Genomic DNA, 26,219 nt, shown 5'->3' with positions numbered 1-26,219 from the left:
AGGGCACGCGATGGCCAGAGCGGGGCTTGTCCTGGCGTGTGCGGCGGCGGCGTGGGTGTTCGGCGGGGCGCGCGCGGCCGCTGATGGCACGGGACATCTGCGCGCGACGGACCTGCGCTGCGAGTACCTGCGCGAGCCGCTCGGCGTCGAGGAGCCGTCCCCGCGCCTGACGTGGGTGGTGGAGTCGGACCGCCGGGATGAAACGCAGACCGCGTACCAGGTCCTCGTGGCGTCGTCGGCCGATCGGTTGGCGCGCGATCAGGGCGACCTCTGGGACAGCGGGAAGGTGCTCTCCAGCGCCACGGCGCACGTCGTGTACGCGGGCACGCCGCTCGCGTCGCGCCGGGCGTGCTACTGGAAGGTCAGGGCGTGGGACCGCGACGGCGCCGCGGGGGACTGGAGCGCACCGGCACGCTGGGAGATGGGTCTGCTCGCGCCCGAGGACTGGAGCGCGGAGTGGATCGAAGCGGGTCCGAGCCGCGTTGGCGTCGAGGTCGAGAGCGCGGTGTACTCCACGGTGGACGGCGCGGTCCGCGCGGACGTGACGGAGCGAGTGGACGCGATGGTCGCGCGCGGCGAGGCGATCGTGGCGAGCAACAGCGCGCTGGGCGGCGATCCCGCGTTCGGCGTGCCGAAGCGGCTCGCGGTGACGTACCGCATCAACGGGGCGACCCTGCGCGCGGACGCGGCGGAGAACGCGCAGGCGCTGCTCGCCCGGGAGCGGCTGCCCTATCTGCGGCGATCGTTCGCGGTCGGCAAGCCTGTCGCTCGGGCGCGGCTGTACGCGACCGCGCTCGGCGTGTACGAGGCGTACCTGAACGGGGATCGCGTCGGCGACGCCCGGCTCTCGCCGGGGTGGACGGACTACCGCGAGCGTGTGCGCTACCAGGTGCACGACGTGACCGACCGGATCTCGCCCGGCGAGAACGTGATCGGCGCGATGGTCGGCCCGGGGTGGTTCTGCGGCCGGGCGGGGCTGTTCCAGGTCCGGGCGTTCTACGGGCAGACCCAGGCGTTCCTGGCGCAACTGGAGATCACGTACGCGGACGGGTCGGTCGAGCGGATCGTCACCGATGCGACGTGGCGGCGGCACGACGGGCCGATCATGGCGGCGGACCTCATGGACGGCGAGGTCCACGACGCGCGGGGGGAGGTCGAGGGGTGGTGCGCCGCGGGCCTGGACGACGCCGCGTGGACGCCCGTGACGGTGCGCGCCGAGTCGCGCCGGCTGGTGGGCGAGGTCGATCATCCGGTGCGCGAGCTGCTCGAGTTGCCGGCTGTTTCGGTGGCCGAGCCGGCCGGGGGGCGGTGGACGTTCGATCTCGGGCAGAACATGGTCGGCGTGGTGCGGCTGCGCGTGCGCTGCGAGCCGGGGACGGTCCTGACCGTGCGGCACGCGGAGATGCTGAACCCCGACGGCACGATCTACACCGCGAACCTGCGGGCCGCGGCGGCGACCGACACCTTCATCTGCAAGGGCGGCGTCGAGGTGTGGCAGCCGCGCTTCACCTTCCACGGGTTCCGGTACGTGGAGGTCACGGGGCTGCGCGAGCGGCCCGGCCCGGAGACCGTGACCGGCATCGTGCTCGGGTCGGACCTAGCGCCGGCGGGCGAGTTCTCGTGCTCGGACGGGCGGATCGACCGTTTGCAGGCGAACATCGCGTGGGGGCTGCGCGGCAACTTCCTCAGCATCCCGACGGACTGCCCGCAGCGCGACGAGCGCATGGGCTGGACCGGCGACGCCCAGGCGTTCGCGCCGACGGCGGCCTGGAACGCGGACATCGCCCCGTTCATGACGAAGTGGCTGGCCGACCTGGGCGACGCCCAGCGTGAGGACGGCGCGCACGCCGACGTTGCCCCGGCGATGCGCGGGCTGAGCTACGGCACGCCCGCGTGGGCGGACGCCGGCGTCATCGTGCCGTGGGCGGTCTACCGGGCCTACGGCGACGTGCGCATCCTCGAGCGGCACGCGGAGTCGATGATCCGGTGGGTCGAGTGGTGCCGGGCCCACAGCAGCGGCCTCATCCGCGACCACGCCCGGGGCAACGACTACGGCGACTGGCTCTCGATCGGCGCGGACACGCCGAAGGACCTGCTCGGCACCGCGTACTTCGCCCACTCCACGGACCTGCTGGCGCGCAGCCTGCGCGCCCTCGGGCGCGACGCGGACGCGGCGCGCTACGAGCGGCTCTTCGAGGACATCCGCGCCGCGTTCGTCGGGCGCTACGTCGATCCGCACGGGCGCGTGGCGGGCGACACGCAGACCGGCTACGTCCTCGCGTTGCGCTTCGGGCTGCTCCCCGATGAGCTGCGGACGGCCGCGCTCGAACGCCTGGTGGCCGACATCGAGGCGAAGGGGTGGCGGCTCTCGACGGGGTTCGTGGGGGTCGGGCACCTGCTGCACGCGCTGAGCGACGGCGGGCGCGACGACGTCGCCTACCGGCTGCTGGTGCAGGACGAGTTCCCGTCGTGGCTCTTCTCGGTGAAGCACGGGGCGACGACGATCTGGGAGCGGTGGGACGGCTGGACCCCCGAGCGCGGGATGCAGGACCCCGGGATGAACTCGTTCAACCACTACGCGCTCGGCTCGTGCGGGCGCTGGCTCTTCGAGGGCGTCGCCGGGATCGAGCCGGACCCGGAGCATCCCGGCTTTGCGCGCTTCACGGTGCGGCCGCGCACGGACGGGCCGCTCACCCGTGCGAGCGCGACCTACCGCTCGATCCGCGGCGAGATCTCGGTCGCGTGGCGCCGCGACGGCGGCACGCTGACGCTCGCGGTCACGATCCCCGCGAACACGGCGGCGACGGTGCACGTGCCCGCAGAGGGGGGGGCGGAGGTGCTCGAGTCGGGGCGCGCCCTCGAGAGCGCGGAGGGCGTGCGGGTGCTGCGGCGCGACGGCGGCGAGGTCGTGCTGCGCGTGGGGTCGGGGCGGTACGAGTTCACGTCGCGGCGGCGGTGAGGGGGGTGTCCGCCGGCGACCGTCCTCTCGACCGACGGGGTTGCGGTCGCGGCCGCCGCGTCCGATGCTTCCCGGACCTCGGCCAAGCCCCCGGCCGCCGCTTTCGAGCCTCCGGCCGCCGCATCCGAGCCGCCGGATGTCCAATCCGAGCCACCGAATGCGACATTCGGTGGCCCGAACGCCGTTTTCGAGCCTTCGGGCGGGCCGGACGATGCCCCGGAACCGCGCCCCGTGCCCTCGAACGCCGGGCAGGACCCCCCGGACCCCGCCCCAGACCCCTTGACAGAAACCAAACGGACCGCAACCACGCTCTCGATCAGCCGCGACAGCACTCTCCAGGAGCCGCGACCGTCATGGAGCTCGGTTCCCTCCCGCATCCCCCTCCGCCCCTCCGGGGCGGGATCGAGCCGCCAACCCGCCCGGGCGGGCGCTTCATCGGTTCACGTGCGCATCCGGAACGCCGCCGGGCACGCGCCTGCATCGCCGGTCATCGGCGCGTGGGCGAGCCGAGCATCTCCTTCATCACGCCGTCCAGCCCGAGAAGGGCGGACGCGCAATCGCCGGTGAAGGAGCTGCCGTGCATGATCGCGAGTGTCCGCGGGTGCAGCGCGGCCAGCCCCTCCAGCAGCGGACGCGTGTTCGGGGTGTACGGCATGTAGTCCATGAGCGGTCCCGCCTGGAACGCCGCGAGCGAGTCGCGCGCACGCCCGAGGACGTCGGATTCGGTCAGCGGCTCGGCGTCGCCGTTGTGCGTGAACAGGTCCCCGCAGAACAAGACCCGCCGCGTCTCCTCGAAGAGCACGCCCGCGTCCCAGCCGTGCGGGAGGTGCGGCGTGGGCCTGTGCCTGAAGCGGAACGCGCCCGTGACCAGCGTCTCGTCCGGCGTCAGCACGCGCGGGGGACGGTCGGCGAAGTCGTTGAGGTTCACCAGCGAGCCGACGACGCCCGACACCGCCTCGGCCCGCGGCGCGATGCGGAGCCACTCGTTGAGCGAGCCGCACTCGTCCACCTCGAAGTGGCCGAACCCGATCCAGCGGAGCTCCGCCGGGTCGATCACGCGGCGGACCGCGCTGAGTACCTCGGGGAACATGCGCCGCATGCCGGTGTGGTACAGCAGGGGCTCCTCGTCGACCACGAGGAAGTGGTTGAACTGCAGGTTGATCTCGCGGTAGAGGATGCTGATCCGGTGAACGCCCGGTGAGATCTCGGTGACGGTCGCCATGCCGATCCTCCCGCGTCAAAGCCCCGCCCGGCCCCGGCGCCGCCTGTCCGAGTCCTTGAGCGCGGCGGCGACGAGCGATCGGACCGTCCAACGCTTGACCTTGCGCGCCGTCCGCTCGTCCAGGCCCAGGACGTCCCGGAAGACGATCATCGACTCGGTGCCCAGGACCATAGCCAGCGCCGCGCACAGCCGCGCGTACGCGGGCTTCGAGAAGCGACGCCGCGCCGGCGCGAGCGCCGCCTCGATGAGCAGGGTGCGGCGGTTCTGACGCACGGGGACGCCGCCACGCCGCGACCCCTTCGCGGTTCGTGCAAGGCTCGCGGCGAGCATCAGGCGGAGCTGCGCCTCGTAGCGGCAGCACGCCTCGTGCAGGGCGGCCTCGGCCCGGTCGACGCGCTCGGCGGGATCGGTCGATCCGTCATCGGCGGGAAAGACCCGCTCGGGCCCGGGGATCAGCCCGTCCAGCGGCGCTTCGACCAGCAGCGCCTCGACGCTGGGGAAGTAGCGGTACGCCGTCGCCCGCGAGACCATCGCCTCCGCGGCCACCTCGTCCATGTCGGGCACGCCCCCACGCCGGAGCAGCCGGGCCGCCGCCTCGAGCAGGTCCTTGCGGGTTCGGTGGCGCTGATTGTCCCGTCGTGTGACCACGCGATTGGCCGGCATCGCTCGCCTCCGCTCGCACTAGCGCTGGATGGACGGGAACGAAGGCCCGCGAGGAAGATCGAACTCCTCCAGCGACATGGAGTTCAGGATCTTCAGGACGCGGAAGCCCGCCGACAGCGCGGCCTCGAACAGCGACGGCTGGCTCATCGGCACGATGACCACGCCCATGGGCGGCGGCACGCGCCGCGCCGTCTGGCCCGCGAGGACGAGCAGGTCGTCAACGGTCTCGGCCGCGGCGTGCCCGAAGAGCGAAGCGATCTGGTAGCCGACCACTCGCCCATCACGCTCGCGGACGAACGCCGGCAGCTCCATGCCGAGCAGCATGGAGGCGTCGTTCACGCGCGAGGCGCCGTCATGCCGCGCCGAGAGCCGCTGCACGTGGGGGAGGTCGTCCCCGGTCATCGGGCGCACCGAGGCATCGTCGGTGTCCGCCGGCTTCGCCTGCATCAACGCGGCCGAGTCCCGCCAGCGGAAACCCAGGCGCGTGTAGAGCGACAGCGAGGTCGTGTTGACCGCCTCCTGGAACAACCGCACGCGAGGCCGCGGACCTCGGCGGCGGCGGGCTTCGTCGATCGCCCACTGCATGAGCAGCCGGCCCACACCGCGGGACTGTACCGTCGGATCGACCGTGATCGGTCCGACGCCGCAGACCTCATCCGCCAGCAGGAGAAAGTTGGAGCCGACGACGCGTCCGTCCGCGACGGCGACCACGCCGATGTAGTCCGGACGGTGGAGCACGCCGCCGATGATCAGCCCGCCGATCTCCTCGGTCGGCACGTCCCGATGAACGCCGTGACGCGCCTGGAGCGTGTCGAACGCCAGGTGGCAGATGCGGGCAAGCTCGGCGAAGTGACCCGCCTCGGCCGGAACCAGGTCGATGTTCATGCGTGCTCGTCCTGCGGGAGCTGCCGAAGGATCGCGGCCATGTCGACCCAGACCTGCTCGCGCTCGATGTGCCGGCCGTCGGAGGTGAACTCGAGCACGTGGAGGATGCGGAACCGCAGCGGCCGGTTGCGGCCGTCGAGGCCGAACGGCCTCCCCGGGGCGCGACCCTCCCACACCGACTCGTCGATCATGAAGTTGTCGCCGTAGAGACGCTTGAGCGGGGTCACGCGACTCTCGGCCAGGTCGGCGAACATCCGTCGGTAGAACTCGCGGGCGCGCTCCCTGCCGCGGGTCGGGCCGGTCGGGAACCCCACGATGTCGTGCGTGGCGTCCGGCGCGAGCGTGGCGACGACGCCCTCGATGTCGTCGGTCGCCTCGAAGCCGAAGTGCTCGTCGATCTTGCGGTCCATCTCCTGCGGGGACAGCGGCATGGCGGGCGCTCCTGTGACTTGTGTACACTAATGAGACTTTCGTCTCATGTCAAGCCCCGCGTCCCTTCCCCCCATGAGGGCGATCTCGGACCACGCCCGGACCTGCCGGCTCCGGTCAAGCCGCAGGAGCCGACGGCCGTGGCGGTTGCGAGAGCGAACCACGGCCAGACGGAGGGGGCCGCCAATCAGCCGCCTTCCCCGTGGAAGGCGTGCATGAGGTCTTGTCCGCCGCGTCCTGAATGAGAAAAGCCCCACCAGGTGCGGGGCTTCTCGCGCGAATCGGGGTGACTGGATTCGAACCAGCGACCTTCTGACCCCCAGTCAGACGCGCTAACCAAGCTGCGCTACACCCCGTGGCGGGGGAGGATAGGCGTCGGCGAGGCCAGAGGCCGAAGGCGTGACCGAGGATGTGCGGCGAGAAGGCCCTGCGGCGTATATTGCCCCGATGCCCACGCTCCTCATCGTCGGCGGACGGCTCGTTGACCCCGCCTCGGGGACGGACGCCTCGCTCGACCTCGCTCTCGCCGAAGGGCGTGTCGCCGCCATCGGCCGCGGCCTGGACCGCTCCGGCGCGGACCGCGTCATCGACGCCTCCGGCCTCCTCGTCGCCCCCGGCCTCATCGACCCGCACGTCCACCTCCGCGAGCCGGGCGGCGAGCACAAGGAGACCCTGGCCACCGGCTCGGCCGCGGCGGTCGCCGGCGGCTTCACGACCGTCTGCTGCATGCCGAACACGACGCCGGCGATCGACTCCCCGGAGCTGGTCGCGTTCGTGCGCGACCGGGCCGCCCGCACGGCCCGCTGCCGCGTCTACGCCGTCGCCGCCGCGACCAAGGGCAGGCTGGGCGAAGAACTGGCGGAGATCGGCCTGTGCGCGGACGCGGGAGCGGTCGGCTTCTCCGACGACGGCGACTGCGTGGCCTCGGCGGGCATGATGCGGAGCGTGCTGCGGGCGGTCGGGGCGACCGGCCTCGCGTTCATGCAGCACTGCCAGGAACCGACACTGACACGCGGCGCCTCCATGCATGCGGGCGACGTGGCGGTACGGCTGGGGTTGATCGGCTGGCCGCGCGAGGCCGAGGAGACGATCGTCGAACGCGACCTGCGCCTGAACCGGGCGATCGGCTGCCGCTACCACGTGCAGCACGCCTCGTGCGCGGGAACGGTCGAGCTGGTTCGACGGGCGCGGGCGGAGGGCCTGCCGGTGACGGCCGAGGCCTCGCCGCACCACCTGCTGCTGACGCACGGGGCGTGCGAGACCTACGACACGGCGACGAAGATGAACCCGCCGCTGCGCGAGGAGCGCGACGTGCGGGCTCTGCGCGAGGGCGTTGCCGACGGCACGATCAGCGTGCTGGCGACCGACCACGCGCCACACACGCCGGACGAGAAGGACCGGCCGTTCGAGGAGGCGCCGTTCGGCATCATCGGGCTGGAGACCGCGCTCGCGCTGTACGCCGAGGCGCTGGTGGCGACGGGGCTGATCGACTGGCCGCGGCTGATCGCGCTCATGACCGTCGAACCGGCGCGGCTGACCCGCCTCGACGAGCACGCCCTGGGCAGGCTCGAAGTCGGCGGCCCTGCCGATGTGACTCTCATCGACCCGGACCTCGAGTGGACGGTCGCCGAGCGCGACCTGGCGGGGCGGTCGCGGAACACGCCGTTCCTCGGGCGGCGCGTGCGCGGACGGGCGGTCTGCACCCTGGTCGCCGGCCGGGTGATGCACGAACTGCCGCAGATGGCCCACGCCTGACGCCCTTGTGCCTTCATACCTCCGCTTTCGGCCTCCTTTCAAGTACCATCCCTCGTGCCCGATTCCCCCGAGCAACTCGGCCGCGAGACGCTCGCACTCTGCCGCGTGCAGGGCTTTGCGCTCGCCGGGATCGCGGACTGCTCACCGTCGCGGCGCGCGGAAGAGTTCCGCGCGTGGCTGGCGGCGGGCATGCACGGCACGATGGACTGGCTCGCGGAGACCGCCGACGACCGGACCGACCCAGCGCGGTTGTTGCGCGGAGCACGCTCCGCGGTCATGGTCGCAGACCAGTACGCGCCGCGCGGTCGCACGGCGGATTCGCCCGTGCCCGCGACGCACGGCCGCATCGCCCGCTACGCACGCGGGCGCGACTACCACCGCGTGATGAAGCGCCGTCTTCACGCCGTCTGCGACACCCTCCGCGAGCGCCACCCCGGCGAGCGGTTCCGCGCGTTCGTGGACACGGCGCCGGTTCCTGAACGCGAGCTCGCCGCCCGCGCGGGCCTCGGCTGGATCGGCAAGCACACGCTCCTCATCAACCCGCAGCGAGGCTCGTGGCTCCTGCTCGGGGGCTTCCTGACGACGCTCGACCTGCGCGACCCGGACACCGCGGCGGTGGCCGACCACTGCGGCACCTGCACCCGCTGCATCGACGCCTGCCCGACAGGCGCGATTTCGCCCTACAACGTGGACGCCTCGCGCTGCATCAGTTACCTCACCATCGAGCGCCGCGACCCGATCGGACCCGAGTTCCACGGCTCGCTCGAAGGCTGGCTTGTCGGGTGCGACATCTGCCAGGAAGTCTGCCCGCACAACTCACCCCGACCGGGCGATGCGGCAACGGGCGATCGACACCACGACTACACCCCGCGCCGCGACTCGTTCGACCTGCTCGACGTGCTCGGCTGGGATGAGGCGACGCGCCGCGGCCGCTTCGCCAACAGCGCGATGAAGCGGATCACGCTGGCACACATGAAGCGAACCGCCGCGATTCTGCTCGCGGACCGGCTGACGGCTGACGGATCGTCAGCGGAGATGGCAGCATCGATCGACCGGCTCCGCGACACCGCCTGGAACGCGGCGGAAGAGCCGACTGTCCGCGCTGCCGCACGCGAAGCGCTCGCGCGGCTCACGACCCCGGCCGCGACCTGACGACGAGTCGTGCCAGCAGGACCACGAGCAGCCCCGGTACGAGATAGACCTCGTGCCGTTCGATGAACCCCATCCAGAACAGCGGCGCAGCCACCCCGACCGCTCCTGCCCACACCAACGCCTTGCGACGCCCGGCCGGTCCGGCGAGTCCGGAGTGCCCGTCGCGAGTAGGAATCATGCAGATCCAGACGTAGGCGGGGAAGACCAGGCCGTAGAACGCCATGAAGACGCGGTAGACGACCTCGCCGACGGTCATGCCGGGGTCGGCGACGACAGGCGAGCCGAGGTGGAACGAGAATGCCGCCATGGCCCCCGCGATGCCCGCGACAAGCGCCTGCGCCGCCCGCCCTCGCCCAAGCGACGGCACACTCGCCAACTCCCGGACGTGAACACCGACCGTGAACACGATCTGCAAGCCAATGTGAACGAGGACGAGCGTGCCGGCGAGCATTGTGCCTGAGGCGGCGGCGCCGAGCCGCTCGATCGTCGCCCCGTACAGCAACGTAAACGCGATCATCGATGCGAAGAGCAGGCCGAAGCCGACCGTGAACGCAGCGCGCCGTCCGCGCGCTTCAAGCGAGGCGGCCGCTCGCAGGAAGGTCGGGTCGAGGTACGGGCAGAGCACGAACCCGAACACACACACCGGCGCGAGCCAGAACAACCCCGTCGGCATGGGGCGCGGCTCAGGCAATGCCACACCCGCACCCGCGACATATCCAACGAGACACACCGCCGAGACCAGCCACACCACGGCCCCCAGCAGCAGCGTGCCGCGCACGGATCGGAGCGGGAACGCGCCCACGGCCGCCGCAAGCGCCACCGCCCCCACCACCGGCCCCGGCGCGGCCCACTGCATCAGCCATCCGATGAAGAAGCACTGGAAGACGATCGTCACCAGCGCGAAGCTCCGCACGGCGGCTGCGTGCCGCTCCCGCATCCGCTCGGCCTGCCCGGGCCTCGCCAGCACCCACCCCACCGCCCCCGCGCCGACCACGTTCGGGACGGCAAATGCGGCAAAGCCCCACAGGCCGTAGTCACGGACCAGAAGCACCGGGAGGAACATCCCGATGCACCACGTCCACGAGCAAGCGAGGAATGCTGCCCACCCGAGCATCGAGGGATACCCCCCAATACTGTCGACATCCGAGCTGTTCTCGACCGCTGTCGCCATCAAGGCGGGGAGTGTACGGTGCCGCTGTCCGCTCGGTGCCTACAGGCGTGGATGAGAGTGCCGCTCGTACCCCGATCAATGCGCAAACTCCTGCAAAGACTGGGCTTTCATCCCACGAATCCCGCGATTTGTGCTTGGCGCGCCCCTCGCCGTCCGGTATGCTGCCCACGCGGGATCGGACGCCGGCGGGAGGAGAGAGAGACCCTTGCCCGCACGGCCGACGCCGGACCCGCTTTTCTCATGCACACTCGCACGCTCGTCGTGTTGATCGCGCTCGGCGCGGCCGGTCAGGCTGTCGCTGCGGACAACTTCACCCGCAACATCATGATCACGGGGTACTGGCCCCCGACGAACTGGATGGTCGAGCGGTTCAGCACCAACCCCGACCTCAATCCCTCGGGCTGGATCGGCGGCAACTGGGAAGGGCGGGGCTACAACGTCCACTCGTTCTTCCCCACCTTCCCCGGCCAGGACGGCCCGAACTGGGGCAAGGGCGTCGGCGACTTCGAGGTGGACTACCAGGACACGGTGGCAGACTGGCACCGGATCACCGACGACCTCAAGCCGCTGGCCATCATCACCTTCTCGCGCGGCTTTCCGGGCAGTTCATGGGAGATCGAGTCGCGCCACATGATGCGATCGGTCAACGGCTGGGCAAACGATTACGAGGCTCCATTCCGCCCCACCACCGACATGCCCATCTTCCAGTCGCTCACGCCTGGTGACATCCTGCACAGTTCGCTCCCGATGGACGCGATCCGCGACGCCGTCGCCGTCGCGGGCATCATCGACGACGTCTACATCGACACCGGCAACGGCTTCGGGGGCAACTTCCTCTCCGAGTTCATCGGGTTGCACGGGGTCTGGTACCACTCACTGAACAACGCGCCGGACGCGGAGTACCGCAACTTCGCCGCCGGCCACGTCCACGTCGGCATCGATACGCCGCTGTGGGCCGCGGAGCAGGCCACGCTCATCACCCTGCGCACGCTCACCGACTACCTCGACACGGTGGTGCCCGCGCCGTCCGCGCTTGCTGTTTTCGTCGCCTTCGCCGTTCATCGCAGGCAGCGCGAGACCTGACGCGCCCGATCAGCGGATCCGCCGCCCCTTGCTCTTCTGGTGCAGTTTCGGCGTGACGTGGAACGTGGCCGTCGCACGCCCGACGCGCCGCTCCTTCCCGCCAGGCTTCGTGATCGACTGCACAACGTCCATGTCCACCGTCACGTCGAACTCCTCGCGCTTCGCCGCCAGGGCTTCGATGTCTTCGCGAGGGTTGATCCGGTAGACCGCCGGACCGAAGCACGGGCGCAGAAACCGGTACTCCAGGTTCTTGCAGACCACGGTGAAGTCCCCGCCGACCACGCCGAAGACGTACATTCCACCCGCGACCTCGGCGTTCCCCAGCAGCGCAGCCCCCGCCATCGCGTTGTACCAGTTCCGGTTGAAACGCCGGAACGGGAGCACCGCCGTGAACGTCTTGCGGTCCAGCCGCTTCATCCGGATGCCGCTGTGGAACGCGTAGGGCAGCCAGATCAGCGACGCGAGCCGGTGGAAGAAGTTGTTCCGCGTGCTCAGCCGGCTGACGTAGGCGTCCACGCGGTCCATGAACGACCGCTTGTGGTGCCCCGTGGGACGCCGAGGCTGCTCGGGTGGCGGTGTTGCAGCCCCCCCACCATCCGACGGTGGAGTCGCATCGGCCGGTTCGACCGACACGGCCACGGTTTCAACCTCTGACGCGGCTGGGAGCATGAAGGCGACACCATCATAGCGATGCCCCACTCAGGCAGAGTCACCTCCCGATCCCCTGCACGGGCGTCAACTCGTACCATCCCTTCCCGTTCGGGGAAACCCGCACGACCGGCGTCCGTGGCTCGTGGTCCAGCACGAGCGTCCACTCGCCTCGAGCGGCTTCGTCGAGGAACCATCGCTTTGTCACCATCGACGTATACGGCTCCACGTCGTATGCCAGGCTGTACGCCGCCCCGACGTGCCACACCGACGGCATGACGTCCGGCGTGAATACGACGCTCCGCCCGTCAACGTCCACGAACCGGATCGCCTGCTGGCCCCAGGTGTGCCCCGGCGCGAGGAACACCCGCACCCCCGGCAACACGGTCGTCTCCCTGTACGACAAGGGCACGCGCGGCATCTCGTCACGGTGCGGGAGCACGCCCGCGGGGAACGGCCGCGCCGAATCCACCAGCCGAAGCCGGTCCGCGATCGGCAGCAGGTGGTCGCGGTAGTACGTCCGGGTCATCACCGCATCGTTGGCGAGCGCGACCTCCCACTCGCGCCGTTGCGCTACGATCTCCGCGTTCGGGAACGTCCGCTTGACCTCGGCGCATTCGCCGCTCGCCTCGCCGGGCCCGGCGCGCCAGTCCGGCGACTCGCCGGCTCGTACCCGGCGCGTCAGGCCGCCGGCGTGATCGAAGTGCAGGTGGGAAACGATCACCGTGTCGATCTCGTCGCACGCAAGGCCCGCTTCGTTCACGGCCGTCTCCACCGTGCGACCGCCGACCCCGAAGATCTCGGCCATCTTGGCGTCGAGCTTGCCGCCCGTCCCGGTCTCGATCACGACCCGCCGAACCCGCCCGAGCGACGGATCGACCGACTCCGACTCCAGCAGCAGGCAGTTGTGATGCAGGGCAATCCGGTTCCGCTCGTCGGCGACGACGCTCCGAGACCAGACCACCCGCGGCACCACGCCGAACATCGAACCCCCGTCCAGCAGCAGCGGCCCGGCGTCCAGGAGCCGCCACCGCCACCGCATCTCCCGTTTCTCGCTCATGCCGCGATCGTACTGGACCCGATGCAACGGCGACGCCCCGCCACCGTAGGATCACGCGATGAACTCGCTCCTCGGCCTGCTCGGCACCGCCCTCGACCTCGCCCTCGTCATCGTGGGATTCGGGCTGATCGTCTTCGTGCACGAACTGGGCCACTTCCTCGCCGCGCGATGGGCCGGCATCCGCGTGCTCGCGTTCGCCATCGGTTTCGGACCCGCCATCGTCAGCTACCGCAAGGGCCTCGGCTGGAGGCGAGGCTCAACGGAACGCGAGTACGCGGCAGCGCTTCGCGGCGCCTGCGAGGGCCTCGAACGCCGCGACCCGTCGAGCCTCAGCCCGACCGAGTACCGTATCAACGCCCTGCCCTTCGGCGGCTACGTCCGAATGCTCGGCCAGGAAGACCTGGCACCCGGGGCGGTCAGCGACGCCCCCGACAGCTACCAGCGCTGTCCGCCGGTCAAGCGCATGGTCGTCATCAGCGCGGGCGTCGTGATGAACCTCATCGCGGCCATGCTCGCCTTCATGTTCGTCTTCATGGTCGGCCTCGAAACGGAGCCGCCCAAGGTCGGCCGGGTCTGGCCCGAAGGCCCCGCCGCCACCGTCGTCGCATCGAACGCCGCCGGCCTCGGCGTAACCGACGAGGGCCTGCGCCCCGGCGACCGCATCGTGCGGATCAACAACCGCGAGCCGCGAACGTTCGACGACGTTGTGCTTGCCGTTGCCACGTCGTCGCCGGATCGGCCTGTCGTTGTCGAGGTCGAGCGGGCCGGTGTGATCGCGCCCCTCCGCTTCGCGATCACACCCGAGCGAGGCACGCTCACCGGCCTTCTTGACCTCGGCATCGAGCCGGCGCGCGCCCTCCGCATCGACCCGCAACTCGCCCGCCATGCCGACGCCTGGGCCGAAGTCGCTCCGCGGCTCGGCCTCCCCGGCATCGAACCCGGCATGCGCCTCGTCTCGGCGGGCGGGCGCACGGACCTCGCCGGCGCTGCAGATGCGGAACTGGCCTTCCGCGCATCGCGCGGAGAACCCGTGCCGCTCGTCTTCGAGTCCGACGACGGGAGGCGCATTGAGGTGTCCGCTGCCCCGCGCGCGGAACTCATGACCAGCGACGCGAACCCCGACCCGAAGGTGGTCACCCCGCTCACGCACCTGCTCGGCCTTACCCCCGTGATGAAGGTCGGCTCGGCGTCGGAGGGTGATCGCGGCTACGCCCAGGGCCTGCGCGAGGGCGACGTCTTCGCTCGCGTCGGCACGCTGGAGTACCCGAGCATCGCCGCCGGACGCGCCGAGATCCAACGCCATGCAGGACGCACCGTGCCGGTGGTTGTTCTCCGCGGGAATCCGGATACCGGCGCGATCGATCGCGTCTCGCTCGAACCATCGGTCTCCCGCGCCGGCACGATCGGCTTCGGCGCGGACGACACGGCCCGCGAGAGCACGCTCCTCGCCCTCCCGCCCGAGTCCATCGCCGACCTGCGCCGCGATGCAGTGCCCGCCGCGCCCGCCGCCGCGAGCCTGATCACGCGACCCGGGACGCACGTGCTCTCCGTGTCCGGCGTCCCGGTCGCCGATTTCACGCAACTGCGCGAGGCGCTCCGTGCCGCGACGCATCAAGCCTTCGAACGCGGTGAACCCGCGACAGTTGCGCTCGAACTCGAGCTCCCCGTCGAACGCGATGGCGTGCCCGTCGTGCGCACCGTTGAGTGGACGATCGCTCCGGCGGACCTCGCCGCATTGCACGCGCTGTCCTGGCGGCCGCCGTTCGACGTTGCGGTCTTTGAACTCGAATCCTTCCGTCGCCGCACGACCGGGCCGGTCAACGCCGTCACCGAGGGCGTCCGCGAGACGCACCGCATGATGATGATGACCTACCTCACCATTGCACGCCTGTTCCAGGGCACGGTGAAGGTCGAGCACCTGCGCGGCCCGGTCGGTATCGCCGACCTCGGCACGCGAATCGCCGGGCGCGGCATCATCTGGCTCATCTTCTTTCTCGGCCTGATCAGCGTGAACCTCGCCGTCATCAACTTCCTGCCGCTCCCGATCGTGGACGGCGGGCAGTTCCTCATGCTCGTCTATGAGCAGATACGCGGCCGCCCCGTCCCGATCCCCGTGCAGAACGCCGTCACCATGGCAGGCCTGCTCCTCATCGGCACGGTGTTCCTCGTCGTGACCTTCCACGACGTCGCACGCCTGTTTGGGCGGTAGAGGCAGGAATGTCCGTGAGCGACCTTGACGCTGCCGCATCTCCGGTGCATATTCGGATCGTGGGCCACGGGTTCCCGGCTTGCCCCGCGCGGGCCGGGTGGTGGGAGCGCCACACACACAACAGGAGAACGGCGATGGCGGCAACGAGCATGAAGGGCTTCGCGGAGCGATCTCTTTCGGCGATCCGTTCGGGGGGGGGTTAGGGTCGTGGCCGCGCTGGCCATGGCGGGGGGCGTCGGGGCCGGGGAGAGGGCGTGGGGGCAGGGCGAACTCTTGCCGATCTTCAGACCGCCCGTCCTTTTCGGCAGCGGCGGCGGATACCCGTTCGGGCTGGCCGCGGGCGACGTCACCGGGCCGAGCAACCAGCCCGACGGCTTCCCCGAACTCGCGGTCGTCAACGGCGGCTTCGACGTCAATCGGCGCATCCTCTGGAGCGGGATGGGTGTGCGAATCTACCGCAACACCGGCAACTGGGCAGACCCCGCCGACGGACTCCAACTACTCCATGACATCACCGAGCACTTCCACGACGAGTTCGACAACCCGATCACCGTCCCGGCGGACGTGCGCTTCGCTCACATGAATCCTGGCGAAGACGAATACCTCGACCTCGTCATCAGCACCTCCTCGCTCGATCCCAACGACGAGAACTCCCCTGGCATCTGGGGTGTCTTTGTTTACCTCTGGAATCAACCGCTTCAACGGTTCCAACTCAAGACTTTCATGCCGACACCGCTTCCCGTTCGAGGGCTGGCCGTGGCGGACTTCGACCTGGACGGCCTCAACGACGTCGCCGTCGCGCCGGACCTGAACCTCTGGTACGTCCCGATCGACCAGGTGTACGTCCTCCGCAACGATCCATCCGATCCGGGCCGCCTCGATCTTGCGGCGGCGGTCGTACTCGACATCGACAGCCACGACTCGCCCGCCGGGATGGTGGTCGCGGACTTCAACCGCACGTCCGGCCCTGTCCGTCCGGACATCGTCACGGGCAACCTGCTCGACAACAACATCTCGCTCCTCACGAACACGGGAGGATTCGGGTTCACGACGGCCCATCGCAACGCGCCGTGCGGGAGCTGGCGCTTCCATGCCATGGCGACGGGACGCTTCTCGGCGAACACCCTCAGGCACGACGTCGCGGGCCTCATCTACTCCGAAGGCGTCATCCAGATCCTGCACGGCGACGGCCGGGGCAACTTCTCCTTCGACTGCTCCCAGGACGAACTCGACACGTACTACCTGTCCCCTCCGCCTCTGCCGTTCGTCCCAGCGTGGGACGGGATTGCGGTGGGGCAACTCAATCTGGGCACCAAGCCCGACCTTGTCGTGACGCGCCCGAACAAGAACACCAGCGCCATCACGTTCCTGCTGGGCAGGGGCGACGGCGCCTTCCAGTACGTCGCCGGCAACCCCAGCTACCACAAGGCGCTCGACACCGGCAACGGCCCGGATTACTCCAAGATGGCGATCCAGGTGATCTGCGCCGACCTCAACCAGGACGGCCTCGACGACGTCATCACAGCCAACCATGAGAGCCACAACATCACCGTCCTGATCAACGCCATGGTCGTAATCCCGTGAAGGCAATGCGCTGTCAAGAAACCCAATCAGGTCCGCAGATGCAACGCCCTCTGTTCGTCCGCTTCCTCATCCTGGCGACGACCGCCCTCGCATCGGCCGCGCACGCCCAACGCTCGGCGACGCTCTTCGGACTCGGCGACCTGCCCGGCGGCGACTTCAACAGCATCGCTTCGCGGGTGTCTTCTGACGGCCGCGCCGTCACGGGCTACAGCCTTTCCGGCGGCGGTTTCCCGGGTTCATTCGAGGCCTTCCGATGGACGCACGACGAGGGCATGATCCCGCTCGGAAAACTCGACGGCGCCATCGAGTCCTATGGCAACGCGGTCTCTGCAGATGGCCGCTATGTGGTTGGCAGCAGCGGAGGTGAAGCCTTCCGCTGGGCAGATGGTGTCGGCCTCGAAGCACTCGGAAGGCTCGATGGTTGGAGTTTCGCCAACGGCGTTTCAAGTGACGGTCGCGTTGTTGTCGGTTTCGGGAGGCCAGCTGGAGGCAGCGAGGCCTTCCGCTGGACGCCGGAGACCGGCATGGTGGGTCTTGGCTTCCTTCCCGGCGCATCGAGCAGCAGCGCTGCGGGGGTGACCGATGACGGCACGGTCATTGCGGGTTCCAGCGGGGGGCGCATCTTCCTCTGGCGCGAAGAGACCGGCATGGTCGATCTGGGCCTGCCGCCGGGTTGGAAGGACGCGTCGGCGGTCTCTCTCTCCACGACAGGCAAGGCGATCGGAGGTGGTGGAAGCAACGGCCAGTACGCCATCGAAGCCTTCCTCTGGACCGCCGATGGGGGCATGAGAGGGCTTGGGTTCCTGAGCGAGACGACCAAACTCAGCTATGCTTACGGCGTGACCTCTGATGGCAGGTATGTCGTCGGCCGCTCCCACAACGGCGTCAAGGAGGAGGCGTTCATCTGGTCCGAGGAATGGGGGATGCGTTCGTTGCGCGAAGTCCTCCTCGAGCACGGCGTGGACGCCCAGGCCATGGGCTGGCGCTTGATGGAGGCGACAAGCATCACGGTCGTGGACAATACGCTCTTCATCGTCGGCACCGGCCTGAGCGGCACCCTCCAGCAGGAAGCCTGGATGGCCCATATCCCCATCCCTGCTCCAGCTTCGCTTGCGATCTTTGCGCTCGCTGCGGCAACAGCGCGGTACCGACGCTGACGAAGGCTCGCATGAGGCGTACCCAGAATCGGCAAGAGAACGGGCCAACCACGCTTCTTGTCAAAGCCCTACGTTGACATTCCCCATTCACCGAGGACTTCGATCATCGCTCGCTCCGCTGATGAAGTCAGCCCTCGGAGGTCCACCACAAGCGGCCCGTTCCACGCCGCCACGGACGTCGCGGCGAGGTAGGCTTCGACGTCCAGGCGACCGTGGCCGGGCGTGACGCGGCCCCCTGCGGAATCCAGATCGTTCAAACGGGGGCCTGCGAGCCGGCCACCGATCCGGGCGGTGATCGCGGCCGGGTCTTCTCCCGCCATCATCACGGCGGCGGGGTCCACGCCGACGCCGAGCGGACTATCCGACGAAGCCGGCTCGCGAACCGGGAACGCATGATCGGCGATTCGCACGTCGAATCGCTGGGCGGCGTCGAGCAGCGAGCGCTCCACGCCGTCGGCGATCGCCTGCGGCAGCCGGATCGAGACGACGCGCCCCCGCGAGGCGGTAAGCGTGGCGAGGTCCGCCGCGAGCGCGATGGCCTGCATAGTGGCCGCCACGGCCCGATCGGCGTGCTCCGGCAGCGCGAAGTGCTCCTCCGGGATCCAGAGGTCCAGCCCCGAGAGGCCCAGTTCGCACCGCCGCAGGAGCGCGGCCAGATCCCGCCGCGCCGAGCGCGACAGTTCACGGGCGCGAACCCCGGGCGCGGCGGCGTCGAGTTGCACCCACCGGTACCCGGCCGCCGCGACCGACTCAATCTGCGCACGCGCCTCCCCACCGTCGCGTGTGCGCAGCGCACACAAGGCCATGCTCAGTGGGGGCCTGCCGATCACGCCAAGTTGTAGGCCGTTGCTCCCCGATACCATGCGGGCATGTCTCCGCTCCGTCGAGCCGTCGAGTCGGTCCACCTCGCCACACTCGGGCTGTGGCTGGGCATTCTGGTCGCTACCGGCACGGCCGCCGCCATGATCTTCCCGGCCATGAAGGCTCTCGACCCCACGCTCCCCACCTACGCCGCGTTCGACCGTCCCCATTGGACGCTCGCCGCCGGGCATGTCGCCGAGCGGTTCTTCCGGGCCAGCGACGGCGCTCAGGTCGCCCTTGCCGGCGTCGCTTGGCTCACGCTGCCGATCGCCGGCGCTTTCTTCGGCGGGCACCGGCTCGTGCCGATCGTTCGCATCGGGCTTGTTGCCGCGCTGAGCGTGTCGCTGGCGTGGCAACTGCTCTCGCTGCGCCCCCGCATGGACCTGCATCTGTCCGCCTATCGCGCCGCTGCGATGGCCGGTGACAGTGAACTCGCGGAAGAGGAACGTGCCGCCTTCGGGGCGCTGCACCCCACGGCGACGAGGGGGATGACCATCAATGCCGCGCTCGTGCTGCTCGCGTTGGCGGCGGGCGCGTTTGACGCGACACGCCCGAGGAGAGACGACGATGCCCCGCAAGACGCTGCCGAAGAGGCCCGCCAAGGCGCCCGCGAAGCTCCGCAAGCCCGCGCGGGCTGACGATGCACCGCCCACCGCAGCCGAGAAGCGCCGCGCTCTCGACCTGATGCGCGGGCTCGAAGCGGCCTACCCCGACGCGCACTGCGAACTCGACTATCGCACGCCCCACGAGTTGCTCGTAGCAACCATCCTCTCCGCTCAGACGACGGACGTGGCGGTGAACAAGGCGACCCCCGCGCTCTTCAAGCGCTTCCCGACCCCCCGCGCCTTCGCCGACGCCTCGCCGGAGGAGATCGAGCCATACGTCAAGACACTCGGTTTCTTCCGCAACAAGGCCAGGGCGGTCCACGAAGCGATGAAGGAGGTCGCGGACCGCTTCGGCGGCGAAGTGCCTCGCACCATGGAAGAACTGCTCACGCTGCGCGGAGTCGCCCGCAAGACCGCCAACGTCGTCCTCGGCAACGCCTACGGGATCAACGAGGGTTTCGTCGTGGACACCCACGTCGAGCGCCTCGCCGTGCGGCTCGGACTTGCCCCGCCCGGCTCGAACGTCTCGCAGATCGAACGCCGCCTGATGGCCCTCTTCCCTCAAAGCCGCTGGTGCGACCTCAGCCACATGCTCATCTGGCACGGGCGGCGCGCCTGCAAGGCACGAATGCCCTCATGCTCGGACCACCCGGTCTGCAGGCGCTTCGGAACCTCGTGCGAGCTGCGCGTCTCGTCGAAGTCGGCCAAGACGAAGACGACCGCCAGAGACTCCGAGAAGGTCAGTTCCCGGGCGGCTGCGCGCTCGGCGCGATCGCCCCGGGCGGCGGCGAAAAACTCGGGAACTTCGACTCGTCAGCGTTGACGTCGATGCGGGTGTACTGCACACGCCACTCCGTCTGCCCCATCGCCTGCACCACCCGCATCGGGAACTTCAATCCTTCCCACTCCTTGTAGTCCTGGAAGAGAGCACGGATCAGTTCGTTGCCGCGCTCGCTCCTGAGCGTCGTCGCCTTCGCCGTCAGCAGCCCCGTCTCCACATCGAAATACACGGCGGATTCCTTGCCCGTCGGCGAAGTCGCCTTGACGTGGTAGGCCGGGCGGTCCCCGATGTTGACGCGGCCGACGGTCTCGTACGACGCGTACAACTTGTCGTAGTCAGCCTCGCCGTTGAAGTATGCCGTCTCGCGGAAGTCGGTGAGTTCATCCCCCTCGTACAGCACCGTCACGCCGGCGCGGGTGGTCTCCCAGCCGACCTTGCCGTCGAACGCCCGGATCGTCTTGCCCACGCCCGGCTCGTCGATCTCAACACGGAGGCGGTCTGGCGAAGCCGCCCAGATCGTGAGCAGGAGCCGAGGAGACCCTGGAAGGTTGCTCGTGAACGAACCGTGCATCACGCGGTTCTTCTGCTTCTTGAAGGTCTCCCAGCCTCCCGCAGCCTCCACGTGACGCTCGAACAAGGACTTGGCCGAAGGCAGCGCTTCGCCCGCGGGCTGTCCCTCGCCCTGAGCGAAAGCCTGTTGGGCACCGAACAGGCAGACGCCCGACGCGACCGACACAAGGCACACGAGGCCGAACGGCACCAACCGGCGGCACCAAGCGTTCATGCGGATCTCCTCGGCGCGGGTGCGCCACGAGAGTCAACCACCGGCGCGGCCCGAGGTTGCGACCCCCGCCCGTCGGCCTGACCCCTCAATACGCCCGCCGCGACTCGAACGCGGAACCTCTGCCTTCGGAGGGCAGCGCTCTATCCAATTGAGCTACGGGCGCATCCCCGGGGCACGAACGAACGCCCCGCACCGAGGATGGTACGATCAGCCGCCCGACCCGGCAACATCGCACCCCATTCCCAGCCCACACATGCACCCCGCCGTCACGCCGACACACTCCGGCCGAAAGCCCGTCTGCGCGCCCCTCTGGGCCGTTTTAGCCGTCACATTTGTCAACAGCCTGGGCACGGGAATCGTCACCAACGGCGTCTTCTTCGTCGCAAGGGAGAGTTACGGATTCGGCGCGACGGCCAACTACGGCCTGGGGCTCCTCCTCGGCATCTTCTACGTCGCCGGCGCGCTCGGCGTCAGCCCGCTTCTGCTCAGGCTTGCGGCCCGGCACAAGGCGATCAGCACTCGCGCCGTGCTCATCTTCGTGACCACATCGCTCGGCGTGCTGTGCTTCCTGCCCGTGCTCGCTGATCGTCTGAACGCCGGCACGTGGGCCATCTGGGTCTTTACGGCCTGCTACAGCGCACTCTCCGGCTCGCTCTGGCCCATGATCGAGAGTTACCTGAGCGGGGGCCGACGCGACAAGGCACTCCGCTCGGCCATCGGCCGATTCAACGTCGTCTGGGGCGTCGCCGTCGTCGCAGCCTTCTGGATGATGGCTCCGCTGGTCAAGCCCTGGCCGCTCGGCATCATCGCCATCCTCGGTGTGCTGCACGTCTTCACCGCCGCGATCACCTGGCCACTCGGCGCGGAGCCTGGCCGGCACCTCGAGAGCCGCCATGAACCACACCCTCCCGTGTACCGTTCACTCCTCGGCGTCCTGCGAATCCTGCTTCCGACGAGTTACTTCATTGCCGCAGCGTGGCAGCCCTTCGCCCCAACGGCGGTCGAACGCATCGGCGTCGCCGTCGCATGGCAGACACCGCTGGTCGCGACCTGGATGGCGAGCCGCGTGATCATCTTCTTCGTGATGGAGCGATGGCACGGCTGGCACGGCCGATGGCCTACCCCTCTTGCCGGGGCCATCCTGCTGGGCATGGGCTTCGCTGTCAGCGTCCTCTCGCCGCTCGTCGGCGCGGGTGTTGCGGGCACCGTTGCGATGATCGTCGGCCTCTCGATCCTCGGCCTTGGCATGGGCATCGTTTACTCGGCTGCCCTCTACTACGCGATGGAGGTCGGCGAAGCCGAGGTCTCCGCCGGGGGGAAGCACGAGGCCCTCATCGGGCTTGGTTTCACCCTGGGGCCGGCCTGCGGTCTTGCCGGCACGCTGGGCGTCGAATCCGGGCTTCTGTCCGGCGTCGCCGTCGAGGTCGCTGTGCTCTCTGCCGTCGGTGTTGTTCTCGCAGGCGTTGGGCTGGTCGTCGCCCGCCTCGTCCTTCACGGTGCGAAGGCAAATGCCGCAAACCTCCCAAACGGGGCAACCGTACAAGGGGATGACCGATAGCATGGAGCGGCGTTCGGAGAGACCCGCCCCTGCTGAACCGTCCCGAGCGACGGGTCGATCTGGACGCGGCCGGTGCGGCGTGCCCCGGCCGATAACGCCGAGTGTGTGGAGCAACCATGAGCATCAGAGGCACGTCGGGATTGTTGGCGACGGGGCTGGTCGTTCTCCTTTCCGCCGGTCCGATCCCGACGCCGAGTGCGCATGCCCAGCAGCAGCACGCGCTAGCGGAGAGCCGGGCAGCCGTCATTGACGACGCTTGGTCGGCGCGCGTCTGGGCGACGGCCCGCGAGAAGGGCGAGGGCGCGCTGCGGGGGCTTGCCTCGGACTTCCCAACGGACGCCGTCGAGGAGCCGATCGCCCGCTTGCGTGACTCATTCGAACTCTTCGAGACAAATCTCGAGAAACGGAACGCGGAGCGTGTTTCTCGCATCGAGACTGTCCGCGCTGAGATCGAGACTGCGCTGCGGCCCACCGAGGGCGCGCCGACCGACCTCGACCTGAGCAAGGCGATGCGGCTCGCGGCCGAGTGGCAGATGCTCGTGGGCGACGCCGGCGCTGTCGTGCGTGAACCGGTCGTGGCGGAACTGATTGCGCGGGCCGAATCCGCGGCCAAGGGTGCCGAGTCTCGCGCGGACTGGCTCATGGCCAGCGAACTGTTCCACCGCCTCAACGTGCTGACGGAGGAAGTGGACGGCAGGTACCTCGCCGACCTCGACCGCCAGAACGATCGCCTGGCGATGATCCGCCTCTACGTTCCCGAGAAACTCTGGCAACTCCGGAACTCGCGGCGCCTCATGGAGATGGACACGCCCCTCCCGCCCTACAACGCCACCGCCGACGGGTGGTCGCAGAAACTCAACGGCATCAGCCGCTACCTCGTCATCCGCGCCCTGCTCAAGGCGGCCCAATCGAACGTCGAGGGCGTCACAACGGCATCGCTGCTCGACGGCGGCCTGGAAGCCATCCGTACCCTCGCCTCGACGGAGTGCCTGAGCGAAGCCTTCCCCGGCATAGCCGATCCCAAGGCCCGCGATGCGATGGTGAAGTTTGTGGACCAGGCCAGAGGGGAACTGCGCCATGGCAACCGCGTCCTCGGCGTCCGCGACATCACCGCCCTCATCGAATCCCTTCTCTCCACCAACCAGTTGACACTGCGCATCCCCGAAGAGGCCCTGCTCCACGAGTTCGGGAACGGCGCGATGGGCAGGCTGGACGAGTACTCCTCCATCATCTGGCCTGACGAAGTCCGACGCTTCCAGCGCAACACGCGAGGCTCATTCGTCGGTATCGGCGTGCAGATTCACCTCGACGAGGCCCAGCGCCTCGCCGTCGTGACCCCGCTGGAAGGCACTCCCGCCCAGCGGGCCGGCATCCGCGCCGGCGACGTCATCAGCAAGGTGGACGGCATCTCCACGGTCGGCTTCTCCCTCGACCAGGCCGTCGACGTCATCACCGGCCCGCGCGGCACGAAGGTCACGCTCACGATCGAGCGCGAGATCGACGGGCAGACACAGGAGATCGAGTTCGTCATCACCCGTGACGTCATCGACGTCAAGAGCGTAAAGGGTTGGAAACGCGGGGAGCGCGAGGACGACTGGGAGTGGTTCATCGACCGCGAGGCAGGCATCGGCTATGTCCGCCTCACGCAGTTCCAGGAGAACACGACCGCGGAACTCGAGCGCGCCATCGTTCGGATGCGCGCGGTTGGATTGCGCGGCCTCATCCTCGACCTCCGCTTCAACCCCGGCGGCCTGTTGAACGAAGCCGTGGGCGTTGCCAGCCAGTTCATCGAGAGCGGTCGCATCGTCACCACTGAGGCGGCAGACGGCTCCGTCGCCGGCGTCGAAACCGCGCTCGGCGGCGCGACGCTCGCCGACATTCCGATCGTCGTGCTCATCAACGAAGGCTCGGCCTCCGCGAGCGAAATCGTCGCTGGCGCGATCCAGGACTACGCGCGAACCGGCACCATCGACGCCATCGTCGTCGGCGAACGCTCCTTCGGTAAGGGAAGCGTTCAGAACGTCTGGCCACTCCCCGTGCAGACCGACGCCATGCTCAAACTCACCACGCAGTACTACAAACTCCCCGCCGGCCGCCTCATCCACCGCCAGCGCCACCCCGGCGAAACGCGCTGGGGCATCGAGCCGGACGTCACCGTGTCCATGCTCCCCTCGCAGATCGAGGCCTCGCTCCTGCTCCGCCAGAAGGCCGACCTGCTCGTTCTCGACGAGAACGGCGCCGCGAAGCGCGACGACGCCGAGCCGGCCCCCGACCCGGATGACCTCCTCGCCAAGGGCATCGACCTGCAGCTCAACACCGCCCTCGTCCTGCTCCAGAGCCGCACCCTCGCGCCGATCGCCTCACGAACGACGATGAAGCCCGTCGGCGAGCCGGCCTCGGCCGTGCGCTGAGCCGTCAAAGCGTTGCGGAGCACCCAGCACGCCCCGGTGCCTGTTCGTTGTCGGGTTGGGTGCGCTTTCCTACACTTGCCGCGGCGATCTCAGCGCACCCCCGAATCAGGACGGGCCACGATGTCCCAGACCTCCGCGAAAAACCCGCGCGCGCACACCAAGGGCGACCGCCCGTCTGACGCGCTCCCGGACAAGACGCTCCTGAAATGGCTGCACGACATGCAGCTGATCCGGGAGTTCGAGACCCGCACGATGCAGGCCTATCAGCAGGCCAAGATCGGCGGCTTCTGCCACATTTACTCGGGGCAGGAAGCCTCGGCCGTCGGCACCATCGCAGCCGTCGAGCATGACGACCCCGTCATCCTCGCATACCGCGACCACGGGCACGCCCTCGCACGCGGCATGGACCCCCGGGTCTGCATGGCCGAGATGTTCGGCAGGCAGGCCGGCTGCGCCAAGGGCAAGGGCGGATCCATGCACATGTTCGACAAGCCCAACTGGCTCTTCGGGGGCCACGGCATCGTCGGCGCACAGACCCCCCTCGGCGCGGGTCTCGCCTTTGCCGCACGCTACGAGTGGGAGGTGCTCGAAACCGGGAAGAAGAAGGTTTGCCTCTGCTACCTCGGCGACGGCGCGATCGACCAGGGCGCGTTCCACGAGGCGCTCAACCTCGCCTCGCTCTTCGGGCTGCCCGTCATCTACGTCATCGAGAACAACGGCTACTCCATGGGCACCGCCATCCACCGGCACACCGCGAACCACGACCGGCTTACCATGCGCGGCGAGTCCTACGGCATCAAGAGCGTCGAGATCGACGGCTTCGACGTGCTGAACGTCTATGACCAGTTCCGCCCACTCGCCGAGGAATGCCGCGACCTTCAGCGCCCCGCCTTCGTGGACCTGAAGACCTACCGGTACATGGGCCACTCCATGTCCGATCCGCAGAAGTATCGCACGAAGGAGGAAGTTGACGAGTGGAAGGAACGTGACTCGATCGCTGCCCTTGCATCCCACCTGATGCGGAGCAAGGACGACGGCGGCCGCGCGTGCCTCACCGAGGACGAGTGGAAGGAGATGCAGCGCTCGATCCGTGCGATCGTGAAGGAGGCGGTGGACTTCGCCGAGTCCGCGCCCGCCCCGAACATCGAGGCCGAACTCTACAGCGACGTGTTCATCAACCCCCTGCCGCAGTCCAGCCCGATCCGGGACTACGTCCACGGCGAGAAGAACCCGCTGCTGTGA

Annotated in this window: 21 protein-coding genes and 2 tRNA genes; 12 read left to right on the top strand and 11 right to left on the bottom strand. The window is 69.2% G+C overall.

All coding sequences use genetic code 11. The features are described 5' to 3' along the window. Nucleotides 1-10: 10 nt before the first annotated feature. Nucleotides 11-2,959: an alpha-L-rhamnosidase gene (locus tag FBT69_01210; GenBank protein ID MDL1903417.1), complete on the top strand. Its 2,949-nt coding sequence runs from the start codon at nt 11-13 to the stop codon at nt 2,957-2,959. Nucleotides 2,960-3,446: 487 nt separating this feature from the next. Here FBT69_01210 and FBT69_01205 read toward each other — a convergent pair whose 3' ends face one another. The 5 genes from FBT69_01205 to FBT69_01185 form a co-directional block, all read right to left on the bottom strand. Next, nucleotides 3,447-4,181 carry an MBL fold metallo-hydrolase gene (locus tag FBT69_01205; protein MDL1903416.1) on the bottom strand — a complete coding sequence of 245 codons (735 nt, stop codon included), beginning with the start codon at nt 4,179-4,181 and terminating at the stop codon, nt 3,447-3,449. 15 nt (nt 4,182-4,196) lie between these two features. Next, nucleotides 4,197-4,844, bottom strand: a complete 648-nt coding sequence (locus tag FBT69_01200) for a TetR/AcrR family transcriptional regulator (GenBank protein MDL1903415.1) — start codon at nt 4,842-4,844, stop codon at nt 4,197-4,199. An 18-nt stretch (nt 4,845-4,862) separates the two neighbouring features. Continuing rightward, a complete protein-coding gene (locus FBT69_01195; protein MDL1903414.1) occupies nt 4,863-5,729 on the bottom strand; it encodes a GNAT family N-acetyltransferase in 867 nt (288 codons plus the stop codon). Beyond that, nucleotides 5,726-6,160: an ester cyclase gene (locus tag FBT69_01190; GenBank protein MDL1903413.1), complete on the bottom strand. Its 435-nt coding sequence runs from the start codon at nt 6,158-6,160 to the stop codon at nt 5,726-5,728. Before FBT69_01190 ends, FBT69_01195 begins: the two co-directional genes overlap by 4 nt. Nucleotides 6,161-6,439: 279 nt before the next feature. Further along, nucleotides 6,440-6,514 (bottom strand) — tRNA-Pro (locus tag FBT69_01185). Between the two features lie 91 nt (nt 6,515-6,605). Here FBT69_01185 and FBT69_01180 point away from each other — a divergent pair. Together FBT69_01180 and queG are read left to right on the top strand one after the other, a co-directional pair. Beyond that, nucleotides 6,606-7,913, top strand: coding sequence for a dihydroorotase (locus tag FBT69_01180; GenBank protein MDL1903412.1), 1,308 nt, complete (start codon nt 6,606-6,608; stop codon nt 7,911-7,913). 15 nt (nt 7,914-7,928) lie between these two features. After that, entirely contained in the window at nt 7,929-9,065 is a 1,137-nt protein-coding gene (gene queG / locus FBT69_01175; GenBank protein ID MDL1903411.1) for a tRNA epoxyqueuosine(34) reductase QueG, read from the top strand. Here queG and FBT69_01170 read toward each other — a convergent pair. Beyond that, nucleotides 9,043-10,236, bottom strand: a complete 1,194-nt coding sequence (locus tag FBT69_01170) for a hypothetical protein (GenBank protein ID MDL1903410.1) — start codon at nt 10,234-10,236, stop codon at nt 9,043-9,045. The two genes, queG and FBT69_01170, sit on opposite strands and share 23 nt — an antisense overlap. Nucleotides 10,237-10,476: 240 nt before the next feature. On the opposite strand from FBT69_01170, the gene FBT69_01165 reads away from it, so the two are divergent. Then, nucleotides 10,477-11,319: a hypothetical protein gene (locus FBT69_01165; GenBank protein MDL1903409.1), complete on the top strand. Its 843-nt coding sequence runs from the start codon at nt 10,477-10,479 to the stop codon at nt 11,317-11,319. Between the two features lie 9 nt (nt 11,320-11,328). On the opposite strand, the gene FBT69_01160 is transcribed toward FBT69_01165, so the two are convergent. Together FBT69_01160 and FBT69_01155 are read right to left on the bottom strand one after the other, a co-directional pair. After that, nucleotides 11,329-11,988 (bottom strand): hypothetical protein, encoded by a 660-nt coding sequence (locus tag FBT69_01160; protein ID MDL1903408.1) that lies wholly within the window; start codon nt 11,986-11,988, stop codon nt 11,329-11,331. A gap of 40 nt (nt 11,989-12,028) precedes the next feature. Continuing rightward, nucleotides 12,029-13,027, bottom strand: coding sequence for an MBL fold metallo-hydrolase (locus FBT69_01155; protein ID MDL1903407.1), 999 nt, complete (start codon nt 13,025-13,027; stop codon nt 12,029-12,031). 58 nt (nt 13,028-13,085) lie between these two features. On the opposite strand from FBT69_01155, the gene FBT69_01150 reads away from it, so the two are divergent. From FBT69_01150 to FBT69_01140, 3 genes are all read left to right on the top strand, one after another. After that, on the top strand, nt 13,086-15,236 hold the full coding sequence (locus FBT69_01150) for a hypothetical protein (protein ID MDL1903406.1): 2,151 nt from the start codon (nt 13,086-13,088) through the stop codon (nt 15,234-15,236). A gap of 207 nt (nt 15,237-15,443) precedes the next feature. After that, nucleotides 15,444-16,820 carry a hypothetical protein gene (locus FBT69_01145; GenBank protein ID MDL1903405.1) on the top strand — a complete coding sequence of 459 codons (1,377 nt, stop codon included), beginning with the start codon at nt 15,444-15,446 and terminating at the stop codon, nt 16,818-16,820. 5 nt (nt 16,821-16,825) lie between these two features. Further along, complete coding sequence (locus FBT69_01140; GenBank protein ID MDL1903404.1) at nt 16,826-17,977, top strand: PEP-CTERM sorting domain-containing protein; 1,152 nt, start codon at nt 16,826-16,828, stop codon at nt 17,975-17,977. A 68-nt stretch (nt 17,978-18,045) separates the two neighbouring features. Here the strand turns inward: FBT69_01140 and FBT69_01135 are convergent, their stop codons facing one another. Next, the gene (locus FBT69_01135) at nt 18,046-18,807 is read right to left on the bottom strand and encodes a hypothetical protein (protein MDL1903403.1); all 762 of its coding nucleotides are present in this window, start codon (nt 18,805-18,807) and stop codon (nt 18,046-18,048) included. A gap of 39 nt (nt 18,808-18,846) precedes the next feature. Here FBT69_01135 and FBT69_01130 point away from each other — a divergent pair, with 39 nt between their 5' ends. Continuing rightward, nucleotides 18,847-19,476: a hypothetical protein gene (locus FBT69_01130; protein ID MDL1903402.1), complete on the top strand. Its 630-nt coding sequence runs from the start codon at nt 18,847-18,849 to the stop codon at nt 19,474-19,476. Beyond that, on the top strand, nt 19,406-20,266 hold the full coding sequence (gene nth / locus FBT69_01125; protein MDL1903401.1) for an endonuclease III: 861 nt from the start codon (nt 19,406-19,408) through the stop codon (nt 20,264-20,266). The genes FBT69_01130 and nth overlap by 71 nt, the downstream gene beginning before the upstream one ends. Here nth and FBT69_01120 read toward each other — a convergent pair. Further along, nucleotides 20,184-21,008 (bottom strand): hypothetical protein, encoded by an 825-nt coding sequence (locus FBT69_01120; GenBank protein ID MDL1903400.1) that lies wholly within the window; start codon nt 21,006-21,008, stop codon nt 20,184-20,186. The two genes, nth and FBT69_01120, sit on opposite strands and share 83 nt — an antisense overlap. A gap of 89 nt (nt 21,009-21,097) precedes the next feature. Further along, a tRNA-Arg gene (locus tag FBT69_01115) sits at nt 21,098-21,171 on the bottom strand. 90 nt (nt 21,172-21,261) lie between these two features. Here FBT69_01115 and FBT69_01110 point away from each other — a divergent pair. From FBT69_01110 to pdhA, 3 genes are all read left to right on the top strand, one after another. Then, on the top strand, nt 21,262-22,566 hold the full coding sequence (locus FBT69_01110; protein MDL1903399.1) for an MFS transporter: 1,305 nt from the start codon (nt 21,262-21,264) through the stop codon (nt 22,564-22,566). 116 nt (nt 22,567-22,682) lie between these two features. Next, nucleotides 22,683-24,977 (top strand): S41 family peptidase, encoded by a 2,295-nt coding sequence (locus FBT69_01105; GenBank protein ID MDL1903398.1) that lies wholly within the window; start codon nt 22,683-22,685, stop codon nt 24,975-24,977. 120 nt (nt 24,978-25,097) lie between these two features. Next, on the top strand, nt 25,098-26,219 hold the full coding sequence (gene pdhA / locus FBT69_01100; protein MDL1903397.1) for a pyruvate dehydrogenase (acetyl-transferring) E1 component subunit alpha: 1,122 nt from the start codon (nt 25,098-25,100) through the stop codon (nt 26,217-26,219).

The organism is Synechococcales cyanobacterium CNB, from assembly GCA_030263455.1.
GTDB lineage: Bacteria > Planctomycetota > Phycisphaerae > Phycisphaerales > UBA1924 > CAADGN01.
The sequence above is the reverse complement of the archived record's forward strand: the minus strand, read 5'-3'. Positions and strand labels throughout refer to the sequence as shown.

Excerpts from the sequence above, each read along its gene's own strand:
- FBT69_01210 (MDL1903417.1), top strand. The coding sequence starts at position 11 with ATGGCCAGAGCGGGGCTTGTCCTGGCGTGTGCGGCGGCGGCGTGGGTG.
- FBT69_01205 (MDL1903416.1), bottom strand. The coding sequence starts at position 4,181 with ATGGCGACCGTCACCGAGATCTCACCGGGCGTTCACCGGATCAGCATC.
- FBT69_01200 (MDL1903415.1), bottom strand. The coding sequence starts at position 4,844 with ATGCCGGCCAATCGCGTGGTCACACGACGGGACAATCAGCGCCACCGA.
- FBT69_01195 (MDL1903414.1), bottom strand. The coding sequence starts at position 5,729 with ATGAACATCGACCTGGTTCCGGCCGAGGCGGGTCACTTCGCCGAGCTT.
- FBT69_01190 (MDL1903413.1), bottom strand. The coding sequence starts at position 6,160 with ATGCCGCTGTCCCCGCAGGAGATGGACCGCAAGATCGACGAGCACTTC.
- FBT69_01180 (MDL1903412.1), top strand. The coding sequence starts at position 6,606 with ATGCCCACGCTCCTCATCGTCGGCGGACGGCTCGTTGACCCCGCCTCG.
- FBT69_01170 (MDL1903410.1), bottom strand. The coding sequence starts at position 10,236 with ATGGCGACAGCGGTCGAGAACAGCTCGGATGTCGACAGTATTGGGGGG.
- FBT69_01165 (MDL1903409.1), top strand. The coding sequence starts at position 10,477 with ATGCACACTCGCACGCTCGTCGTGTTGATCGCGCTCGGCGCGGCCGGT.
- FBT69_01160 (MDL1903408.1), bottom strand. The coding sequence starts at position 11,988 with ATGCTCCCAGCCGCGTCAGAGGTTGAAACCGTGGCCGTGTCGGTCGAA.
- FBT69_01155 (MDL1903407.1), bottom strand. The coding sequence starts at position 13,027 with ATGAGCGAGAAACGGGAGATGCGGTGGCGGTGGCGGCTCCTGGACGCC.
- FBT69_01150 (MDL1903406.1), top strand. The coding sequence starts at position 13,086 with ATGAACTCGCTCCTCGGCCTGCTCGGCACCGCCCTCGACCTCGCCCTC.
- FBT69_01140 (MDL1903404.1), top strand. The coding sequence starts at position 16,826 with ATGCGCTGTCAAGAAACCCAATCAGGTCCGCAGATGCAACGCCCTCTG.
- FBT69_01130 (MDL1903402.1), top strand. The coding sequence starts at position 18,847 with ATGTCTCCGCTCCGTCGAGCCGTCGAGTCGGTCCACCTCGCCACACTC.
- nth (MDL1903401.1), top strand. The coding sequence starts at position 19,406 with ATGCCCCGCAAGACGCTGCCGAAGAGGCCCGCCAAGGCGCCCGCGAAG.
- FBT69_01120 (MDL1903400.1), bottom strand. The coding sequence starts at position 21,008 with ATGAACGCTTGGTGCCGCCGGTTGGTGCCGTTCGGCCTCGTGTGCCTT.
- FBT69_01110 (MDL1903399.1), top strand. The coding sequence starts at position 21,262 with ATGCACCCCGCCGTCACGCCGACACACTCCGGCCGAAAGCCCGTCTGC.
- FBT69_01105 (MDL1903398.1), top strand. The coding sequence starts at position 22,683 with ATGAGCATCAGAGGCACGTCGGGATTGTTGGCGACGGGGCTGGTCGTT.
- pdhA (MDL1903397.1), top strand. The coding sequence starts at position 25,098 with ATGTCCCAGACCTCCGCGAAAAACCCGCGCGCGCACACCAAGGGCGAC.